Below are 18087 nucleotides of genomic sequence, written 5' to 3' on the forward strand. Positions count from 1 at the left end.
ATGCGTCTTGTATCTATGCTTTGTGGTGTGTGTATTGTCGTGCCATTGTGTCTTAGTGCTACGCCTAAAAAGCTTGAAGATATAGAAAAAGACATTCACACCAACAAGCAAAAGCTAGAAGCAAAGGCGCAAGAAGAGCGCAAAATCTCATCGCGCCTAAGTTCGCTTGGGAATACCATCAATGCGCGCAAGAAGCAAATTGCAAATTTACGCGAGCAAATTGTATTTTTGCAAAAAAGCATCAATCAAAACCAAAATCAAAGCCAAGCCCAAGCAAAGAGACTAGAATCCTTGCGCACGACTTTGCAATCACTAGAGGGTGAAAAAAGTGCCATACAAGCTTATATCGCCAACATTATTATCAAGGATTTATCATTTTTGCTTGTTTTAGACAAGCAAAGTGTGCTTTCTCCTGATGATGTTATGCTTGAAGAGGCTTTTGAGCTTTTGACAAAACAAAGTCAAAGTAAAATCCTATCTCTAAGCGAAAAGCAAAAAAAGATTACCGATCAAATTGGGCTTATCACAAATAATATCAATGCAATTACTACTTTAATAGGCACGCAACAAAATAAAAAAGAGCAGCTGCAGAAAATGATCAATGAGCAAAATCTACTCAATGATAAGCTACAAGCCGAGCTAAACGACTATAATCAAAAACTCGTGCAAATCACCAAAGAGCGCGAAGGGCTGGATTCTATCTTGCAAAATCTCAATATCATTAAAGCTGACAGACAAAAAGAGCTGGAGAGACAAAGACAAGCTGTGCTTGCAGCACAAAAGGCACAAAGAGAAAAAGAGGAGAGAGAAGCTAGAGCGCGTGCTGAATCTGCTGCCACTAGCATCTCTGCACCAGAGCCCAAGAAAGATAATCTCAATATCGTGCAAGTAGCAAATAGCTATAAGAATGTCTCTGTTATCAAATACACTGGGGCAAAGACTATCGCGCCTTTGGAGTATTATACGATTGAGCAAAACTTTGGTCCGTATTTTGATCCTGTGTATAATCTCAAAGTGTTTAATGAGTCTATTACACTGCTGTCAAAAGTGCCAAATGCTGTTGTATATAACATCCTTGATGGCAAGGTGGTCTATGCCAAAGAAGCCCCCGTGCTTAAGAAGGTCGTGATTGTTGAGCATAGCAATGAGACTTATACGATCTATTCTCAGCTTGATAAAATCGCCCCAACCGTAAAGCCCGGATTTGTTGTCAAAAAGGGCTATACGATTGGGCGAGTTTCGCAACGGCTAGGACTTGAAATCACACAAAAAGACAAACATATCGACCCTATAGAAGTTATCGCAAAAAGTAAATAAAAATTATTAAAACATTTTACAAAATAGTCGATAGTAGTGTTACCTAAGCTAAAATCACAAGGAGGTTGCTATGGCAGAGGTGCATACAAATCAGTTTTCTTCTATCAAAAATACGCTTTATGGTATGGTAAATAGCGCAGGACGAGCCTACAAGCAAGATTCTATACAGGCTTCAAATACAAGGGCGGCGAATTCTGCTCAAGTCCAGCGTGATGAGATGCATACTCGTGGCGAGCTTATACATACAGCAAAAGAAATCAACAAGAAAATGGAGCATATTGGTGCTGACATTAACTTCAGCTATAACGATGATATTGGCGGACTTGTTGTAACTGTGAAAGATCCAAGTAATGGTGGTAAGGTGATTCGCGAAATCCCTAGCAAAGAAGCCATTGAGCTGACAAAGAAAATGCACGAAGTAGTCGGGCTTATCTTTGATAAGGAAGTGTAGAATCCAACTAGGATCAAAGGGCTGATTGCGGGAGATTGGGTATGGCAGTAGGTAGGATCAACTCATTAGGGGTCGGTAGTGGCGTGTTGAGTTATGATGTCATCGATAAGCTACGAGAAGCAGATGAAAAATCAATGATCCGCCCTATAGAGCGGAAGATGGAGCAAAATGTCGAGAAGCAAACCGCTCTTGCCGAGATCAAGACTTTGGTATCAGCGATCCGCACACCCACTAAGATTCTAGCGGATTATTCTTCATACTTGGGGCGCACAACTAATGTCAATAGCGATGCGATCAAAGCAACTGTCGCAAGCGGTGTGCCAATGCAAGATATTAAAGTTGATGTGCATCAGCTAGCTCAGGGCGACATCAATGAAGTGGGGGGGAAGTTTGAGAGTCGCGATAGTGTGTTTAGTGAAAATGATGTAAGTCTTAGCTTTTACACACAGGGGAGAACTTATAAGATTGATATTAAAGGCGGTATGAGTGTAGGAGATGTCGCTCAGCTTGTTACTGATGAGACAAATGGCGAGGTAACGGGCATTATTATGAAGACAGGTGGCTCAAAGCCCTATCAGCTTATGCTAAACTCCAAAGGAATGGGAGATCAAAGTAGAATCTACTTTGGCACGGTGCTATCAGCAAATATCCCATCAAGTGCGATGGATTTAGGCGATGATGATCTCACTTTGCAGCTGACAGACAAAAATGGCAATGAGCAAAGCTTGAGTATCAAGCTAAAGACCGATGGCTCTGGGGATAGTGCCTTGGCTCTTAAAGAAGCTATAAGAGAAGCCATAGAATCTAATAGCGAGCTAAAAGATTTGCTTGATACAGAGATCAATGTAGGGCTTGATAAAGATGGCAAGGGGCTTGTGATCAATGATTTGCGCGGATATGGCATTAGTGCTACTGGTGCGCAGGCTAGCTCTCTGGGCTTTGGTAGTGGGCAAGCCAAGCAGGAACCATTGATAGAATCTGGACAGATGGTGAAAGAGGGTAAGCTTAGTGGGGTGGTGATGATTGGGAGTGTGCCACTTGATCTTGCCAAGATGACTAAAGATAAAAATACTAGCGAGCAAAACGCTCAAATCATCGCCCAAGCCATAGAAAATATCGCTGGTATGCACGCAAGCACCGATGGATCGGGCAAGCTTACGCTAAGCTCTGAGGTCGGGGAGATTAAAATTAGTGCGCAAGATGAAGCGGGCAAGCAGGCGATAGAGAGCATTGGCTTAAAATCTGGGACAATCCAAAGCTATGCGAAACTGCAGGATAGTTTGTTTAAAATCAAAAATATCCAACGAGGGCAAGATTCTCTTATCTCCTACAATGGAGCGCAAATTTCACGCCCAACCAATGAGATTAACGATGTGGTGGGTGGTGTGTCAATGAGCTTGCAATCCACCACCGAGCCGGGTAAGCCAGCGATCATTAGCATAGGCAGAGATGATGCTAATATCATCGAGCAAGTGAAAGAATTTGTGAAAGCTTACAATGAGCTAGTCCCAAAGCTTAATGAAACCACGCGCTATGATGAGGATACAAGTATTGCAGGAGTGTTTAATGGCGTGAGTGATATACGCACAATACGATCTTCACTTAATTCGTTGATTAGTTATTCGGAGCTTGTGGATGGCAAGCTTGCAAGCCTTGTGAATTATGGTATCACGCTCAATGATAAAGGCGTGATGTTCTTAGATGAGTCTATGCTCACAAGTGCTATAAGTGCTGATCCTAAGGCTGCAGAGGAGTTTTTTTACGGCAAGGATAAGCAAGAGGTTTCTGGGAGAGAGACACATATCGATGGTGTTTTTGCAAAAATTGATAAATTTTTAGCCACTTTAGCCGATGGTAGTAATTCAAGGCTTGAAGCATTTGGCTCATCACTAGAGCGAGATGCCAAGGCTTTGCAAAAAGACAAGAAAAGTGCCACAGAATTGCTTGATACGCGCTATGAGACAATGGCGAGTCGATTTGCGGCTTACGATAGCCAAATCGCAAAGACGAAAAATGCCTTTGGTTCAGTGCAGATGATGATTGATCAATCTGTCGCCAAAAAGTAGCTTGAAGAAGTAGCTTTACTTAGGAAAGGATATTTATGAGAAGCAACGCCTACAATCTCTACCAACACAATGAAGTCTCCGTAGAATCCCCAGCCAAGCTGATTGAGATGCTTTATGAAGGGATATTGCGCTTTTGCGGACAGGCAAAGCGACATATGGAGCTAGGGGATATTGAGAAAAAGATCTACTACATCAATCGCGTAACAGATATTTTCACAGAGTTGCTTAATGTATTGGATTATGAGAGAGGTGGAGAGGTGGCTACATATCTCACAGGGCTTTATACTCATCAAATCAAGCTACTCACGCAGGCAAATGTGGAGGATAATACAGAGAAGATTGACATTGTCATCAATGTCGCAAGAGGCTTGCTTGAAGCGTGGAGAGAGATTCACCAAAATGAGCTGGCTTGATAGTTTAAAAGTAGCCATTCTTCAAAAAGATGCGCAAAGGGCGTTTGCGCTTATACAAACACTTCCTGAAAGCTTTGATGATATAGAGACAATGTTACAAGCAAGGGAGCTTATCGCTCAAGTGCTTGATTTACTTGAAGAAGAGAAAAACCACATTAGAATCCAAATGCTCCAAATCAAAGCGGCAAAAAAATTCATAGAGATTAATTCCTAAAATACCCAATAATCATAAGCTAGCTATCTAGGACTTTGTCTAGTCTGCAGCGGTATATGCGGTTATTGTAGCCAAAGATGTCGTGTGCCTGCGTGTAGAGTGTAAATCCAAATCGCTCATAGAATCCACGCAAATCAGTGCAGAGATATAAGCTAGTAAAGCCTTGAGCTTGGCAGTCATTTTTAGCGCGGCGGATAAGGCGTTGTGCTATGCCTTTTTTGCGATGAGATTCTGCGACATAGAGTGCGATCAAAAATGGATATAGATCTGCGCAAGAGACAAAATCCTGTAATGCCACGCCCACACAGCCTACAATTTTTTTCTCTAGTAAGGCAAAAAGGAAGTGCGGGATAAAGCCCTTTGTATCTACGCTACATTGCAAGACTTCTTCGTAGAACTTCGATGATTTTTCATCTGCCCATGCTTGGAGTAAAAATCTTTGCGCTTGATGTAGCAAGTGTGGATTATCGCGTAAGGAGCAAAGAGCAAAAGACAAGACACAGCCCTTTTTGTAGGATTGGATTACTTAGCAAACACGCGGAAGTTATGTGTATTTTAAGGTTTAGCACATAGTAGCAAGCTCGCGAGTGGCTCGCGCGTAAAAGCTAGCTTCTATCTTCTTTGATTCTAGCAGCTTTTCCTTTGCGGTCGCGGAGATAATAGAGTCTAGCTCGTCTCACACGCCCTACACGAAGCACACTAATGCTCTCAAGACTCTCGCTATATAGAGGGAAAGTCTTCTCTACACCGATGTTATTTGCACCTATTTTGCGCACGGTGAAAGTTTTATCCACGCCATTACCACGAATGCAAATACACACACCTTCAAAATTTTGGATTCTAGTTTTATCTCCTTCTACAATGCGAATCCCTAGCTTAATGGTATCGCCAGCCTTAAAAGTAGGCGCTTGTTTGTCTTTGATTTGGGCTTTTTCAAAGCTTTCTATGTATCGGTTTTTCATCGCACACCCTTTGTGTAGTTTTCCATCGCTCAAATAAATCTGGTCGAAAATAGCGCGTCTTGCATAGAGCTAAATGGTTTTTCAAAACGGCTATTTTATTGTGATTTCCCTTTGAATACTCTGAAATTGGGGTAAAATCCTTAACGCCATCATTTGTCCGCGCAAAGACAGGTGCTTCAAGCAAAAAGCCTTCAAAGCTTTCACCCTGCAGGGATTCGCTATTGCCCAGCACTTCGGGGATCTGGCGTGCGATGCTATCACATAGGCAAAGTGCCGCTAGCTCCCCACCTGTTACAATAAAATCCCCCACACTAAACACCTCATCAGCATAAGCTTCAATGGCACGCTCATCAAATCCCTCGTATCGCCCACACACAAAGACAATATGCTCTTTTTGGGCTAGGCGCATTGCATCGTGCTGGGTAAATTGCTTGGCGCAAGGTGTAAGGAAGATAATATGAGCTTTTTTAGATTCTGGGGGCTGTGAGGGTTTGGCTATGGTGTGTTGGATCGCCCTTTCTAGCACACAAGGCAAAAGCACCTGTCCTGCCCCGCCGCCAATTTGAGGGGCATCGACACTTTTGTAAGAATCACGCGCAAAATCGCGTAGCTGGATTGTGTCAATGGCGATCAAGCCCTTTTCTCTAGCGATTTTTAGGATAGATTCTTGGAAGTAGCTCTCAATAAGCGTGGGAAAAAGCGTGATAAAGCTAAAGGTCATATCGCTACTCGCAGAGTGATTTGGCATTTTGCGTGAAGATGCCGCCATTTTGCGTAGGAGTCGCAAGGGAGATATGTAGCACATACGCATCAATATATGGGAGATAAAAGATCTTTGGCTTTTTGGCTTTGGTGGATTTTTGTGGCTGGGGTTGATCGGGGCTTGCTGGGGTGGTTTGGGCGATTAGGAGATAGTCTGTGCTGCCTATGCGCTCTATCTCGATGACCTTGCCTAGCACTTCATCATTTTCTATGACCTCTAAACCAATAATATCAAAATAAAAAAACTCATCTTTTGTAAGCGGGCATTTTGCGCGTGTCTCTTGCTTGCTTGTGAATAGGCGCATATTAACAAGCTCTTGTGCCTTCTCCCTAGAATCTATATGTGTGAATGTCAGCAGTAAATCGCTGCGCCTTTTTGTGATGGATTGTATGGTAAGGAAGCGTTGCATTCTATCGGCAAAAAGCCTTGTGCCTGCTTGCAAAAATTCTTCAAAATCGCTTGTTAGGTGAAAGACTAGCGCGCCTTTAAGCCCCACAGCTCTGCCGATTTTACCTACTTCTATGACATAATCAGCATAATCCAAAAAAGTGGATTCTAGCCTAGAATCCACTTTTTCACTTGGGGTGGTATCTTGTGTGTTTGGGGATTGTTTAGAGCCGTGATTTGCGGCTGTTTGTGGAGAATTATTCACAAGGATGAACAGTGATTTTGTAGGTCATTCCATCTTTTGCCTTGCAGCCAGAGACAAAAGTTTTTAAAGAGACAATCATCCTGCCATCTTTGCCTATGACGCGTCCCATATCATCGACTGAGACAAACACATCTAAAAGTCGCACGCCATCTCCTTGACTTGAGCGTATGGAGACTTTGTCTGGGGAAGCGACTATTTTTTTCACATAGGTTTCTAAAAACTTCTCAACCATTGAGCCAAAACCTTAGCAGAGTTTATTGGGTTTATTTTCCGGCTGCGAGCTTTTCGACACGCTCACTCATCTTAGCTCCCACGCCTTTCCAATATGCAAGCCTATCAGTATCGATTTTGATTGTTGCAGGCTGGGTTAGCGGATTGTAGTAGCCGATAGATTCTATCCAGCCGCCATCGCGTCTCTTACGAGAGTCTGTAACTACCACGCGATAAAATGGCTTTTTCTTTCGACCCATACGAGTTAGGCGGATAACAGTTGCCATACTTGCTCCTTAATTGCTTAATTATTAGTAGAACGCGGATTATACACATAAAAATATATTTTTACCCTTAAAGACTAGGGAGATGACTTATCTTATGCCACCTTTGCCTTTCATCTGTCCCATTAGCCCCATCAAATCCTGCATACTGCCCTTTTGGCTAAATTTTTTTGCCATTTTAGATGCCATATCAAATTGCTTCACAATGCGGTTAATATCAGCGACTTCAAGCCCTGCGCCCTGTGCGATTCGCTTGCGCCTTGAGCCATTGAGTAAATCTGGATTCTCGCGCTCTTTTTTTGTCATAGAATTGACCATCGCGCGGATATTTTTTAGCTCCTTGGAATTATCTAAATCTACATTTTTTAGCTGTCCAGCCACTTGGGAGAGTCCGGGTATCATCGATACAAGCGAGCTCATTGAGCCAAGCTTTTTGACATTTTCGATTTGCGCTAGAAAGTCTTCAAAGCCAAATTGCCCTTTTTTGAGCTTTTTGCTGATATTTTTTGCTTCTTTTTCATCGATGATTGTAGCTGTCTTTTCTGCAAGGGAGATGATGTCCCCAGCTCCCATAAGCCTTGAGACAATGCGATCTGGGATAAAAATATCAAGATCAGGGATTTTCTCGCCATTACCGATGAAGCGCAGCGGGATTTGCAGCTGATAAGCGATATTAAGCGCGATACCGCCTTTTGTATCGCTATCAAATTTTGTAAGTATCACGCCGCTAAGCCCTATGCGATCGTGGAAGCCCTGCGCACTTCTAATGCCATCTTGCCCGCTAAGAGAGTCAGCGACATAAAAGATCTCATTAGGCTTTAAATAATCGCGCAAGCTTTGTAGCTCGCTCATTAGCGCATCATCAATCGCCAGCCGCCCCGCAGAATCCACAATCATCACATCAAAGCCCCCTTGCTCTGCGCGTTTTTTGGCAGCTTGTGCTACTGCTAGGGGGCTAGATTCTGCTTGTGGCATAGAATCTGGGCTAAAGACTTCTACCTCGATTTGCTCTCCTAGCACTTGGAGCTGCTTTACTGCCGCAAGACGCGCTAAATCGCACGCCACAAGCAGCACCTTTTTATTGCGCGTTTTGAGATAGTTGGCAAGCTTGGCGGAAGTGGTTGTTTTCCCGCTTCCTTGCAGACCGCACATAAGCACGATTGTAGGGGGCTTTGGCGCATATACAAAGCCATAATGCCCGCTTGTGGTGAGAATCTCTAGCAATGCAGCTTGCAGCGCGTCTAAGAAATTTTGCTTGCCTATGCCCTTTTCTTTCGTGTGCTGGGCGATGTGATCTAGCAGGGATTTGGTAACCTTATGATGGACATCATTTTTGAGTAGGGTTTTTTTCAGCTCATCTAGGGCGCGGTTAAGAGCCTTTTCATCATCATTAAAGCGGATTTTAGAAGCAATGGAGCGCAGAGAGCTACTTAGAGTATCAAACATTGTTTTTCCTTACAAAGTGGATTCTAGTTGCACAGGAGGCATTGTAATACAAGCGGGCTTAAACTATGTGTGTTTGGCGCGTGTTTGCATAGATAAACGCCGCATACTCGTGGCTTATCTCATCAATGGCTAGGGCTAAGAATTGCGGAGTCTCATAGCTATGGAGTGAGAGTAGCATAGATCGCGCTTTTTCTAGCGCACTCTTGGTGGTTTTAAGCCGTAGGAGATATTCTTTGTCGCAGTGGATTTGTCCTTTGAAGCGATAGAGACTTTTAATTTTGCTCCACTGCGCACAGGCGATGAGGTTGTGCTCTAAAAGGGCTTTGGCAATAGACTTTGCCTCCTTTTTGCTGCTTGTGGTGGTTAGGATTATATAGGCTTCCATATCGCTAAATAATCTCGTGCAGTAGTCCAACGGCTGCGATGACTAGCACGACCCCCACATAGCCTATGGCATTAAGCCGCTCGCCAAATAAGATTCTCCCCCCAGCGATCGTGCCGATAATCCCTATCGCCCCCCAGCTAGAATACGCCACTGCAAGCTCCATAGAATCTAGGGCTAGCATAAGCAGATAAAATGCCCCAATCACCACTGCCACCGCGCCTAGCCCATAGCCTAGCTTAGAGAAGCCATTTGAGGCTTTAAGCAGCAGATTTGCCACCACATCAAGCACCGCTGCGATACACACAAACGCAAAGCCAAGCATAGCAGGCGTGCTATGCCACACATAGCCTAGAAGTGAGAGAGCCACTACGCCGATAAGCCCTGCACTAAGCAGCGCGAAGGATAGGGCGGAGGGCTTGCTTGTATGTGAGGTGCAAAAAGTGGATTCTAGGTTTTGGGCGTTGGCTTTTTCATCAAAACAAGGGATACCGCTCGGCGTTAGCCGATGTTTCTTTAGAAAAATCCTGCCGCCTGCGGCGTGATTATCAAACACAACTTCAGCTTTTTTGTTCTGCGGCGTGTTTAAACTTTGGGCGTTTTTCTTAGAATCCACTTTTTGTAATTCTGCGTTTTTATCAAAAGTGGATTCTAGGTTTTCAGCCTGTTTTGTAAAGCCGCTGTGGGATTCTAGGATTTGCGATGAGAAATCGGGGCTTTTCGAGCCGCGCAAGGAGATAAGACTTGGCTGTCTATCGACGCAGCGCGGCGAAGAAATCCCCGATTTATCGCGCAAAGCCGAATCCTCATCGCTAACCTCGCCGAAGTTGATGAGCAAGATCCCTACCACCGCACACACAATCCCCGCATACTGCACCAAAGCTAGATTCTCATCAAAATACCAAATCCCAATCAAAACAATACATATAACCCCCAGCACTTCCCACATCGCATACGCCACGCTTACGCTGATTTGCTTAATGGCAAGCCCAATGAAGTAGTAAGACACACAGATGAAAAATGCTGTAACCAAAAAGCCATAGCTCATACTTTGGGCGAGTTTCAAAAAGCTAGAGCCTAGCACCTCTGTGATGATAGCCAGCACCAGCCATAGCCACGCTAGAAGTTTAGGATTGATTGTTGCTAGCATTGCACGCTCCTTTGGTTTTTAGTGAGTTGTTTTTTAGCGCGTAGAAGATGATTAACGCCCCTAGGGCAATCATTATCAAGCATAGAATCTGCCCCATACTCAAAGAGCCAAAAAGCCCTAGCTGCGCATCAGGCTCCCTCCAATACTCCGCGATAAAGCGCATAAGCCCATAGCTCACCCCATAGACGCCAATAAGCGCATTAGTAAGAGGCTTGTATGTAGAGCATAGCACGATGATTATAAACACCACAAACCCTTCAAGGATAGCTTCTAGTAGCTGGCTAGGGTAGCGTAGCACACCATTGACTATAATCCCAATTTTTTGCCCAAAGATGTCATTTTCTCCCACCACTCGCCCAAAAAGCTCTTGGTTTAAGAAATTCCCCACACGCCCAAACACATATGCTAGTGGCACACTTATAGCGACTAGATCTAGCAAGGGTAGTAGGGATATATGCTTGATTTTGGCAAAGATATATGATGCTAGCAAGAATCCCACCACCCCGCCGTGGAAGCTCATACCGCGGATACCGATAAAATTCCCATACGGATCAAAGGGGTTAAAAATCTCTATCGGGTGGGCTAAATACCAGAATCTATCGGGATCGTAGATAAGCACATAGCCAAGCCTAGCCCCCAAAATCACGCCAATTTCTGCCCAGATAAAATAGCTATCTAAAAGCTGCTTTGATATGGGGAAGCGCGTGGGATTTATGCGGATAAAAAAGTGCGCGACAAAAAGCGCGAAAATAAGCGCACATACATACGCGATCCCATACCAATGCACGCTTGCGCCAAATATGCTAAATGCCACAGGATCAAAATGCGCATAGATTGTATTCCACAGGCTATATTGCATCTCCATTGTAGTCCTTATGAGTTTTTGTAGTTGCGCGGATCGTGCTCGACACTAATGGCAAATATCTTGTCAAACTCCACAGATTCTAGTAGCTCAAGCAAGTGGTAGTTGTTTGTGCCAAGGCTAAAGTCATAGTTATTATAGAGCTTTAGGCGTAGCAAATGCCCTAGGGCATAGGTATTGAAAGGAAAGGCATCAAGCAGCATAATGCGCCATTGGCTAAAATCCCTAGAATCCACTTTTATATGCGTGGCGATAAGCTTATCAAGCTTGTTGGCAAACTCCAGATAATCTTCATAAGTCTTCACGCGCCCTTGAGAGCACAGATATAAAATATCATTTCTTTTTGCGGTGCTAAATTGCAAGATATTGTCCTTTGATTACCATTGATATAGTGCGATATTGTGCGGAGATGATCGTAAATCGTGGTGCATTGTAGCAGAAAATTTCCGCATATCGTTTAATGAGCTTGTGTCCTAGATTGTGGTGGTGGGTGGATCCTAGGGGGCTAGGCTGCTTAGATGTATGCAGGCATATAAGAGGGCGTGTGTAGGCAGATGGCTTGCCCTTGGGGTAGCAAAATGCCTTGATAGTAACGGAGTAGCAAAAGCTTAGATGCAATCTCTGGCGATCGCAAATATGCGTGGTGATTAGCAGGGTGTGTGGCGGTGGGGCTGGGGGTGTTTTGTGTATATGCAGTGTGGGGGCATAAAGATCGCATAGCCCGTATTTTAGGATATTTGTGCCTAGCTCAAAAAGCAGGAGATACACGCTATCTCGCCACTTTGGTGCGATGGGTGAGATAGTGGATTCTAGCGCGGACTCTAAGCTAGCAAAGGCTAAAGGGCAGCGGGGCTTCAAAGCTCTCTCCAAGCACACAAATGCGGCTTGAATGCAGCATAAGCCTAGGAGCATTTGCACCGCCATAGAGTGTATCGCCGATGATCGGGTGTCCTATATGGGCTAAATGCACGCGGATTTGATGTGTCCTGCCTGTTTCTATCTGCACGCGTAGCAAGGTCTTTTTGCCTATAATGGATTCTGGGGCGATGTGGGTTAGGGCTTCTAGCCCATCTTTATGCACTTTGCTTTTAGCACTCTTGCCCTTTTTGGTAAGGATTGGGGCGTTGATAGTCGCACTCTCTGGGACAATGCCACTCACAAGCGCGTAGTAGATCTTCTCCACCTTGCGTGCTTTAAAGGCGTTGATAATCTCTAGGGCTGTTTGACTCTGGCTCTTAGCTAGCAGTAGCACACCGCTTGTTTCTTTATCGAGTCTGTGGAGTAGCTCATAGCCTTGAAATCGCGCTTGTATCGCATAGCTTTCTAAAAATGCTGGCTTATTTACCACAAGCAAATCCCCCCTTTGCGCGATTATGCTAATTGGCGCGATGTCTTGGATCTGGAAGTTTGTCTTAGGATCTAGCAGGGCGCGTGCTAGGGTGAGCTTTCTGCCATTGGCACTTACAAGCCCATCATCAATGAGGGATTTTGCTTTTTTGTGGGAGATGTGTTTTTGCAGGCTTAGGAGTTTGTAGGCTTTTTCCATTTGGCTAGTCCTTGTGCGTGGTGATTGCTTGGATAAGCGTGGAGAGGCTTGCTTGTGCGTGCTTGTAGGAGCTGTGCGGTAGGCTTTGGTGGGCTAGGAGGGTGGATTCCAGCTCGCTTGGCTTGCATAAGGTGTAGCCATCAATGCAGGCAAAAAGGGCTTCTTGATTAAATATCGCTTCGCCGCTGATAAGCTTAGTGCCAAAAAATGCCGGCTCAAGGGGATTATGCCCGCCTGCTGGGACAAATGCACCGCCTAAAATCACTATATCTGCTATGACATAGCAGTTGTTTAGCTCGCCTAGGGTGTCAAGCAAGATGACTTGTATATCGCTTGGTGGGCAGTGTGTGAGATCGCTCTGGGAGAATCGCGTGAAGCTAAAATCGCTAGATTCTAGCAATGTGCTTACTTCATCAAAGCGTTCGGGGTGGCGAGGGGCTAGGATTAGTAGGCTAGAATCCATTTTTTGCGTTTTGGGCGATTCTAGCCCACAAGCCGAATCCATTTTGCTAGAATCCACTTTTTTTAACGCGCTAAAGGCTTGCAGCACCAGCTCTTCCTCCCCCCTATGCGTAGAGGCAGCGACAATCACTAGGCGATTTTTGGGCTTAGGGTAAGTGTGGCTTATGTGAATGGGGCTTAGCAGCTTGAGATTCCCAAAGATGTGGATATTGCGCGCTCCCAAGGTGCTTAGGCGATCTGTGTCAGCTTGAGTTTGGGCAAAGACTCTATCAATATAGCTAAAAAGCACGCGATAAAACGCACGGAAACGGCGGTATTTAGGATAGGAGCGCGTGGAGATTCTCGCGTTTATGAGTAAAGTCTGCGCGCCTAGTGCCTTAGCAGTGTGAAAAAGCTCTAGCCATAGCTCCGCTTCGGTAACCACAAGGGCTTGCAGCTGTTTTAGGCGGCGGGCATAAAAGGGCAGGAATATCTCAAAAGGCAGGAACTCCACGCGGATTGTAGGCTCACTCGTATAGCTACTTTGGGCTAGGTCAAAGCCTGTCTGCGTGGTGGTGGTGAGCAAGATATTGCGCGTGGGGGTTGCTAGGGCTTGTATGATTGGCTCTAGGGATTTGATCTCGCCAAAGGAGCAGGCGTGCAGCCAAATATGCGGACAAAAATCCTTGCAAAATCCGCTAGATCTTGGGGTAAAAACGCGCACAAATGGGAAAAATCGCGCAGGGATAGAGCGGCGGTATTTGGGCTTGGTGCTAAGGTAGAGTAGCGGCAGAGCAAGTAGGATCCACGCCGCACCACAAAGCACGCGATATAGCCAAATAGCCATATACGCACACTTAGGCTTGGCTGTCTGCACGATTTAGGATTCTAGGTAGAGGATCCTGCCACAATGTGGGCAGGTGATAATATCAGCACTATGAGAAATATCGCTTAAAAGCTTGTCATTTAGCTTGATGAAGCAGCCGCCACAGGCGTGGCGTTTGATAGGCACGACACTAGAGTTTTTCGCCCATTTGCGGATCTTTTCATAAAAGGCGATGATATTTTGATCCATAGCAGTTATGCACTTTTCTTTCTTGGCAAAAATAGCTTGCTGGGATTGCTTGATCTCTTCTATCTCTCCATCGACTTTTTGCTGCTCTTGGGCGATTTGTGATTCTAGCTCGACTAATTGCTGGGCGATCTCTTGCTCTTTTGGCGCGTAGGATTCTAGCTCTTTATTTAGACGCGCTATTTCGTTGTTTGCGTGCTTTAGCTGCTCTTTTGCTAGGTCTTCTTCAATGGCAAGTCCGCGTGCTTCTCTGTCAGAGCAGCCATCTTTAATGCGCTGGGAGATAGCTTCTAGCTTGGCGTTGTTGTCTGTGATATTGGCTTCGTTGCGCTCTATGGCTATGGCTAGGGCTTCCTTTTCTTCACTGGAGCGAGATTGGCTAGCGATAAGCTCTAGCTTCTGGGCTAGGAGCTTGTCGAGATTGGCGCGTTTCTCCTGCATTACAGGCACAAGTGCATCAGATTCTGTATCAATCTGCGCGATTTGTATGAGCTGTTGCAAATGTTTATTCATAAAAGTCCTTATAGGTAAGAAAATGGGGAAAAGTTAGGCAGTATTGTAGCACTGAGATTCTTAATTTTCAAAAGGCTTTGCAGGATTTTTGTAAATTCTCTCTCGCTCTCATAATGCCCCACATCGATGAAGCTTAGTCCATTGCTTTTGCCAATCATCGCATCGTGGTATTTCACATCGCCGCAGATTAGGCAGCTATGTGGCGTGGTGATCTCCCTAGCGTAGCTTGCCCCAGAGCCACACACGATATAAATATGCTCTATATTCTGCTCTGCTTGCACGAAGCGGATATGCTCTAGGGATAGAGCCTTTTTGCACGATTTAGCAAGCTCTAGCAGCGGTGTGGGCGCGATCTGGCAGTGCTGGGCTATGCCTTGCTCTGTGGTGGCAAAGCCTAGGATCTCTCTAGCAAAATGCGCGTTTAAATGCGTGAGGTCAAAGTTTGTATGCATAGCGATGAGGGCGCAGTTTTTCTGCATAAGTGTGGCGATGAGATTGGCAGGGTAGGTGGCGGTGTCTAGGGACTTTAGAGGGGAGAATATGAGCGGGTGGTGGGTGATTAGCAAGGTGTTTGGCTCTAAATGTTGCGCCATAGTAGAGTCTAGCTCTAAAGCCAGCGCGATAGAATCCACCTTTTGCCCCATTGTGCCGATATTTAGCCCAGAGTTATCCCAGCTTGCTTGCAGGCTGAAGGGGCTTAGGCTATCTAGTAGGGTGTAAATTTCGCTGATATACATTGAGAAAACTCCTTTTGTGGTTTTGTCGATTCAGTCTTGGGTGGGCAATGCGCGTGATTTTGCAAATTTCGGGCGGTCATTACCGCTTAGGTAACTCCCGCCCAAAATTTGCAAAAAACACCCACAGCCCCACCACAATCCCTAGAATCGTGTGAGATAAAACAGGCTTTTTGAAGAAGCCCTTTTTTTGTCATTGCGAGACACTGCGAAGCAGTGGCGTGGCAATCCACAAAAGAAATGGATTCTAGCCCAATACTACCGCAAGAGAAACAAGCCTACTTAGAATCGTTTTGCATTATATCGCACTCCTAGAATCCACTTTTTTAAATTGCAGACAAAAATACAAAGCGTAGCTTCTTTAGTAATCCATACTAGAATCCACTTTTTCAAAAAGTGGATTCTAGGGCTACTCCATCCTTAAGCCCTTTTTGAGTGTGAAAAGGGTGTCTAAAATTTGAGTGATATGTTCTTGCTCTTGGAGTGGCGGCAGGGGGATAGTGAAGTTTTTTAAAATATCTAGCGGTGGAATATTTTTAATAGCTGAACCTTTGCTGTTTTCTTGAGATTTTTGCTTAATAAGAAAATCAAAAAAAATCATAAAATATGGTATCCACTCTTCATTGACTAGCTTGATTTTCATTAAGGCTTGATTGATAATTCCTTTCGGTGCATTTTTTGGAATTCTAAAAATTTCGCCTATCGTCCCCGCACAACTTACAATAATGTCATTTTCAAAAACTTCAAATTGCTTTAGTTTTTCAAAATGTTCTAATGAAATATAGTATTCCCCTAGAGTTTCGCTCTTTTGAATAGCATTTTTTTGCTCGTATATTTTTACTGCATTATTTCCATTTGGGATAAACATATCTTTTGTAATTGCACTCCCAAAGGGACCTTTTTTCATCTCACAAATATCCCCAAGTTTGACCCACGCCCAAGAATTTGGGATAGTAAAGGGGGCTTCGCTAAAGTTTAACGGCGTGATTTCTTTGCATTTTGCAATTTCTTTTTTTAAAATTTGAATTTGGGATTTCAAAAAGGCTTTTTTATCCTTGTCTTTTTCAAGCTTTAATTCTTTTTCACAAATTTTGAGCTTCTTTTCTAAATCTTTGCGTTTTTGCTTTATGTTATCGTTGTAAGTGCTGATTTCATCAAAGGCGGAGAGTGTAGGGGAGCTTCTGCGATAAAGTTTGCTTAAACTGCCCTCTAGGGCAAGTTTGAGCAAACTCTTTTCAATTCTCTTTTCAATTCTCTTTAAATTCTCTTTAGTCATAGCAAAATCATTTGCGAGTGAAACGAGCAAATCAAGTTTTTTGACAATTTCTTGCTGTTCCTTTAACGGCGGCAGGGGGATAGTGAAATTTTTTAACATTGTTTGATTAATATTATTTTGTGCAACACCCCTGCCCAAACTATTAACATAATCTTTCATAGACATTAAACAATACATTAAAAACTTAGTATCATAGTCATAAGTTTCTATAAGGGCGGCTATGGCTTGATTTGTCGCCGCATCTATATTTAAAATTGCAGTTTCACCAAGCGTTGCAAATATCGTATAAAGCAAAGTGCCTTTTTTAAAAATTTTTGCCGATGAATTTTCAAGTCCTAATTCCGTGATAAATTCTTGCGTTTGATTGACGACATTATTTTTCACATCGGCTATTTTTACCCACGGGATTGTGCCGTTGTGCCAATATTCTATTTTATCCCTTGAAGGTGTGCCTCCGCTCACTATCTCACAAATATCCCCGAGTTTGACCCACGCCCAAGAATTTGGGATAGTAAAGGGGGCTTCGCTAAGGTTTAACGGCGTGATTTCCTTGCATTTTGTAAGCTCTTTTTTTAGCATTTGAATTTGAGATTTTAAAAAAGCTTTTTGCTCTTTGTCTTTTTCAAGCTTTAATTCTTTTTCACAAATTTTGAGCTTCTTTTCTAAATTTTTGCGTTTTTGCTTTATGTTATCGTTATAAATTTCAAGCTCATCAAAGGCGTTAAGCCCATTATTTTCACGGCGGAATTTCGCAGTCAAGCTTCCCTTAATAGCATAGTCTAGCAAGGACTTTTTTAAGGTATCTGTTTTCATTTGTAAATATCGCCCCTTGAGTCTGCCTTATAAGCATAGATTAAAATCTCGCTTTCAAGCACTTCGTATAAAAAGCGGTATTTGCTAATTCTTAGGCGGTAGTGGTTTGCTTTGCCTTGCAGTTTTTTAATATCTAGCTTCGCTTCATAAGGATTTTGCGCGATTGTCTCAAAGCTTTCAAAAACTTTGGCTTGTATGTCTTGGTGCTTTTTTAAAAACTTTATAAAATCCTTGTGATACTCTATGTTATAGGGCATTTTGTATGCCTTGCTCTGTTGTATTTCTCCTTTTATTTTCTTGGCTTACAAGCCTTTTTAGCTCTTCGTGGCTTATGGTTTTGCCCTCTGCTAAGTCCTTACGCGCCTCTACCCACGCTTCATAATCCTCTTTTGTCATAATGGTGTCATCATAGTCATCTGCTTGTGTTAGCACTTCTACAAGCTCCACGCCTTTGATAAGGTTTATCGCTGAAATTATGGCGTCTTTGTTGTGTTTGTCAATACTCACTTCTAGCAGCATA

At 43.8% G+C, this 18087-nt stretch carries 24 protein-coding genes and 1 pseudogene; 5 read left to right on the forward strand and 20 right to left on the reverse strand.

The features are described 5' to 3' along the window. From NYG90_RS07840 to NYG90_RS07860, 5 genes are all read left to right on the forward strand, one after another. The gene (locus tag NYG90_RS07840; protein WP_285257482.1) at positions 1-1317 is read left to right on the forward strand and encodes a murein hydrolase activator EnvC family protein; all 1317 of its coding nucleotides are present in this window, start codon (positions 1-3) and stop codon (positions 1315-1317) included. Positions 1318-1441: 124 nt separating this feature from the next. After that, positions 1442-1768, forward strand: a complete 327-nt coding sequence (locus tag NYG90_RS07845; RefSeq protein ID WP_285257534.1) for a flagellar protein FlaG — start codon at positions 1442-1444, stop codon at positions 1766-1768. A 41-nt stretch (positions 1769-1809) separates the two neighbouring features. Beyond that, positions 1810-3834: a flagellar filament capping protein FliD gene (gene fliD, locus NYG90_RS07850; RefSeq protein WP_285257483.1), complete on the forward strand. Its 2025-nt coding sequence runs from the start codon at positions 1810-1812 to the stop codon at positions 3832-3834. Positions 3835-3869: 35 nt separating this feature from the next. Next, positions 3870-4247: a flagellar export chaperone FliS gene (gene fliS, locus NYG90_RS07855; protein ID WP_115011376.1), complete on the forward strand. Its 378-nt coding sequence runs from the start codon at positions 3870-3872 to the stop codon at positions 4245-4247. Further along, positions 4234-4461, forward strand: a complete 228-nt coding sequence (locus NYG90_RS07860; protein ID WP_115011377.1) for a hypothetical protein — start codon at positions 4234-4236, stop codon at positions 4459-4461. Before fliS ends, NYG90_RS07860 begins: the two co-directional genes overlap by 14 nt. 19 nt (positions 4462-4480) lie before the next feature. Here NYG90_RS07860 and NYG90_RS07865 read toward each other — a convergent pair whose 3' ends face one another. The 20 genes and pseudogenes from NYG90_RS07865 to NYG90_RS07960 form a co-directional block, all read right to left on the reverse strand. Further along, on the reverse strand, positions 4481-4957 hold the full coding sequence (locus NYG90_RS07865) for a GNAT family N-acetyltransferase (RefSeq protein ID WP_285257484.1): 477 nt from the start codon (positions 4955-4957) through the stop codon (positions 4481-4483). Positions 4958-5066: 109 nt separating this feature from the next. Next, positions 5067-5423 (reverse strand): 50S ribosomal protein L19, encoded by a 357-nt coding sequence (rplS, locus tag NYG90_RS07870; protein WP_285257485.1) that lies wholly within the window; start codon positions 5421-5423, stop codon positions 5067-5069. Next, entirely contained in the window at positions 5395-6144 is a 750-nt protein-coding gene (gene trmD, locus NYG90_RS07875) for a tRNA (guanosine(37)-N1)-methyltransferase TrmD (RefSeq protein WP_285257535.1), read from the reverse strand. The genes rplS and trmD overlap by 29 nt, the downstream gene beginning before the upstream one ends. A gap of 4 nt (positions 6145-6148) precedes the next feature. After that, positions 6149-6838, reverse strand: coding sequence for a ribosome maturation factor RimM (gene rimM, locus NYG90_RS07880; protein WP_285257486.1), 690 nt, complete (start codon positions 6836-6838; stop codon positions 6149-6151). Further along, the gene (locus NYG90_RS07885) at positions 6831-7070 is read right to left on the reverse strand and encodes a KH domain-containing protein (RefSeq protein WP_115011381.1); all 240 of its coding nucleotides are present in this window, start codon (positions 7068-7070) and stop codon (positions 6831-6833) included. Before NYG90_RS07885 ends, rimM begins: the two co-directional genes overlap by 8 nt. 31 nt (positions 7071-7101) lie before the next feature. Continuing rightward, complete coding sequence (gene rpsP / locus NYG90_RS07890) at positions 7102-7335, reverse strand: 30S ribosomal protein S16 (protein WP_115011382.1); 234 nt, start codon at positions 7333-7335, stop codon at positions 7102-7104. An 87-nt stretch (positions 7336-7422) separates the two neighbouring features. Next, positions 7423-8778 (reverse strand): signal recognition particle protein, encoded by a 1356-nt coding sequence (ffh, locus tag NYG90_RS07895; RefSeq protein WP_285257487.1) that lies wholly within the window; start codon positions 8776-8778, stop codon positions 7423-7425. Between the two features lie 58 nt (positions 8779-8836). Further along, complete coding sequence (cutA, locus tag NYG90_RS07900; protein WP_285257488.1) at positions 8837-9163, reverse strand: divalent-cation tolerance protein CutA; 327 nt, start codon at positions 9161-9163, stop codon at positions 8837-8839. Positions 9164-9167: 4 nt separating this feature from the next. Then, the gene (locus NYG90_RS07905) at positions 9168-9485 is read right to left on the reverse strand and encodes an SMR family transporter (RefSeq protein ID WP_115012309.1); all 318 of its coding nucleotides are present in this window, start codon (positions 9483-9485) and stop codon (positions 9168-9170) included. A gap of 543 nt (positions 9486-10028) precedes the next feature. Next, positions 10029-10310 (reverse strand): annotated as a pseudogene (locus tag NYG90_RS07910) (DMT family transporter); the annotation flags it as partial. Next, entirely contained in the window at positions 10288-11169 is an 882-nt protein-coding gene (gene lgt / locus NYG90_RS07915) for a prolipoprotein diacylglyceryl transferase (protein WP_115012310.1), read from the reverse strand. The gene lgt and the pseudogene NYG90_RS07910, both read right to left, overlap by 23 nt. A gap of 14 nt (positions 11170-11183) precedes the next feature. After that, on the reverse strand, positions 11184-11534 hold the full coding sequence (locus tag NYG90_RS07920; protein WP_285257489.1) for a hypothetical protein: 351 nt from the start codon (positions 11532-11534) through the stop codon (positions 11184-11186). Then, positions 11524-12030 (reverse strand): hypothetical protein, encoded by a 507-nt coding sequence (locus tag NYG90_RS07925; RefSeq protein ID WP_285264918.1) that lies wholly within the window; start codon positions 12028-12030, stop codon positions 11524-11526. Before NYG90_RS07925 ends, NYG90_RS07920 begins: the two co-directional genes overlap by 11 nt. Beyond that, positions 11999-12718: an RluA family pseudouridine synthase gene (locus NYG90_RS07930; RefSeq protein ID WP_285257491.1), complete on the reverse strand. Its 720-nt coding sequence runs from the start codon at positions 12716-12718 to the stop codon at positions 11999-12001. The genes NYG90_RS07925 and NYG90_RS07930 overlap by 32 nt, the downstream gene beginning before the upstream one ends. A 4-nt stretch (positions 12719-12722) precedes the next feature. Continuing rightward, positions 12723-14006, reverse strand: coding sequence for a lipid IV(A) 3-deoxy-D-manno-octulosonic acid transferase (waaA, locus tag NYG90_RS07935; RefSeq protein WP_285257492.1), 1284 nt, complete (start codon positions 14004-14006; stop codon positions 12723-12725). Between the two features lie 33 nt (positions 14007-14039). Next, entirely contained in the window at positions 14040-14744 is a 705-nt protein-coding gene (locus NYG90_RS07940; protein WP_115011389.1) for a zinc ribbon domain-containing protein, read from the reverse strand. A gap of 8 nt (positions 14745-14752) precedes the next feature. Beyond that, on the reverse strand, positions 14753-15481 hold the full coding sequence (locus tag NYG90_RS07945; protein ID WP_285257493.1) for a Nif3-like dinuclear metal center hexameric protein: 729 nt from the start codon (positions 15479-15481) through the stop codon (positions 14753-14755). 406 nt (positions 15482-15887) lie between these two features. Next, positions 15888-17567: a restriction endonuclease subunit S gene (locus NYG90_RS07950; protein ID WP_285264919.1), complete on the reverse strand. Its 1680-nt coding sequence runs from the start codon at positions 17565-17567 to the stop codon at positions 15888-15890. Next, positions 17564-17824, reverse strand: a complete 261-nt coding sequence (locus NYG90_RS07955) for a type II toxin-antitoxin system RelE family toxin (protein WP_213273461.1) — start codon at positions 17822-17824, stop codon at positions 17564-17566. The genes NYG90_RS07950 and NYG90_RS07955 overlap by 4 nt, the downstream gene beginning before the upstream one ends. Beyond that, on the reverse strand, positions 17814-18086 hold the full coding sequence (locus NYG90_RS07960; protein WP_285264920.1) for a hypothetical protein: 273 nt from the start codon (positions 18084-18086) through the stop codon (positions 17814-17816). The genes NYG90_RS07955 and NYG90_RS07960 overlap by 11 nt, the downstream gene beginning before the upstream one ends. Position 18087 lies beyond the last annotated feature (1 nt).

Origin of the sequence: Helicobacter zhangjianzhongii (genome assembly GCF_030249855.1) — a bacterium.
Classification (GTDB): Bacteria; Campylobacterota; Campylobacteria; order Campylobacterales; family Helicobacteraceae; genus Helicobacter_B; species Helicobacter_B zhangjianzhongii.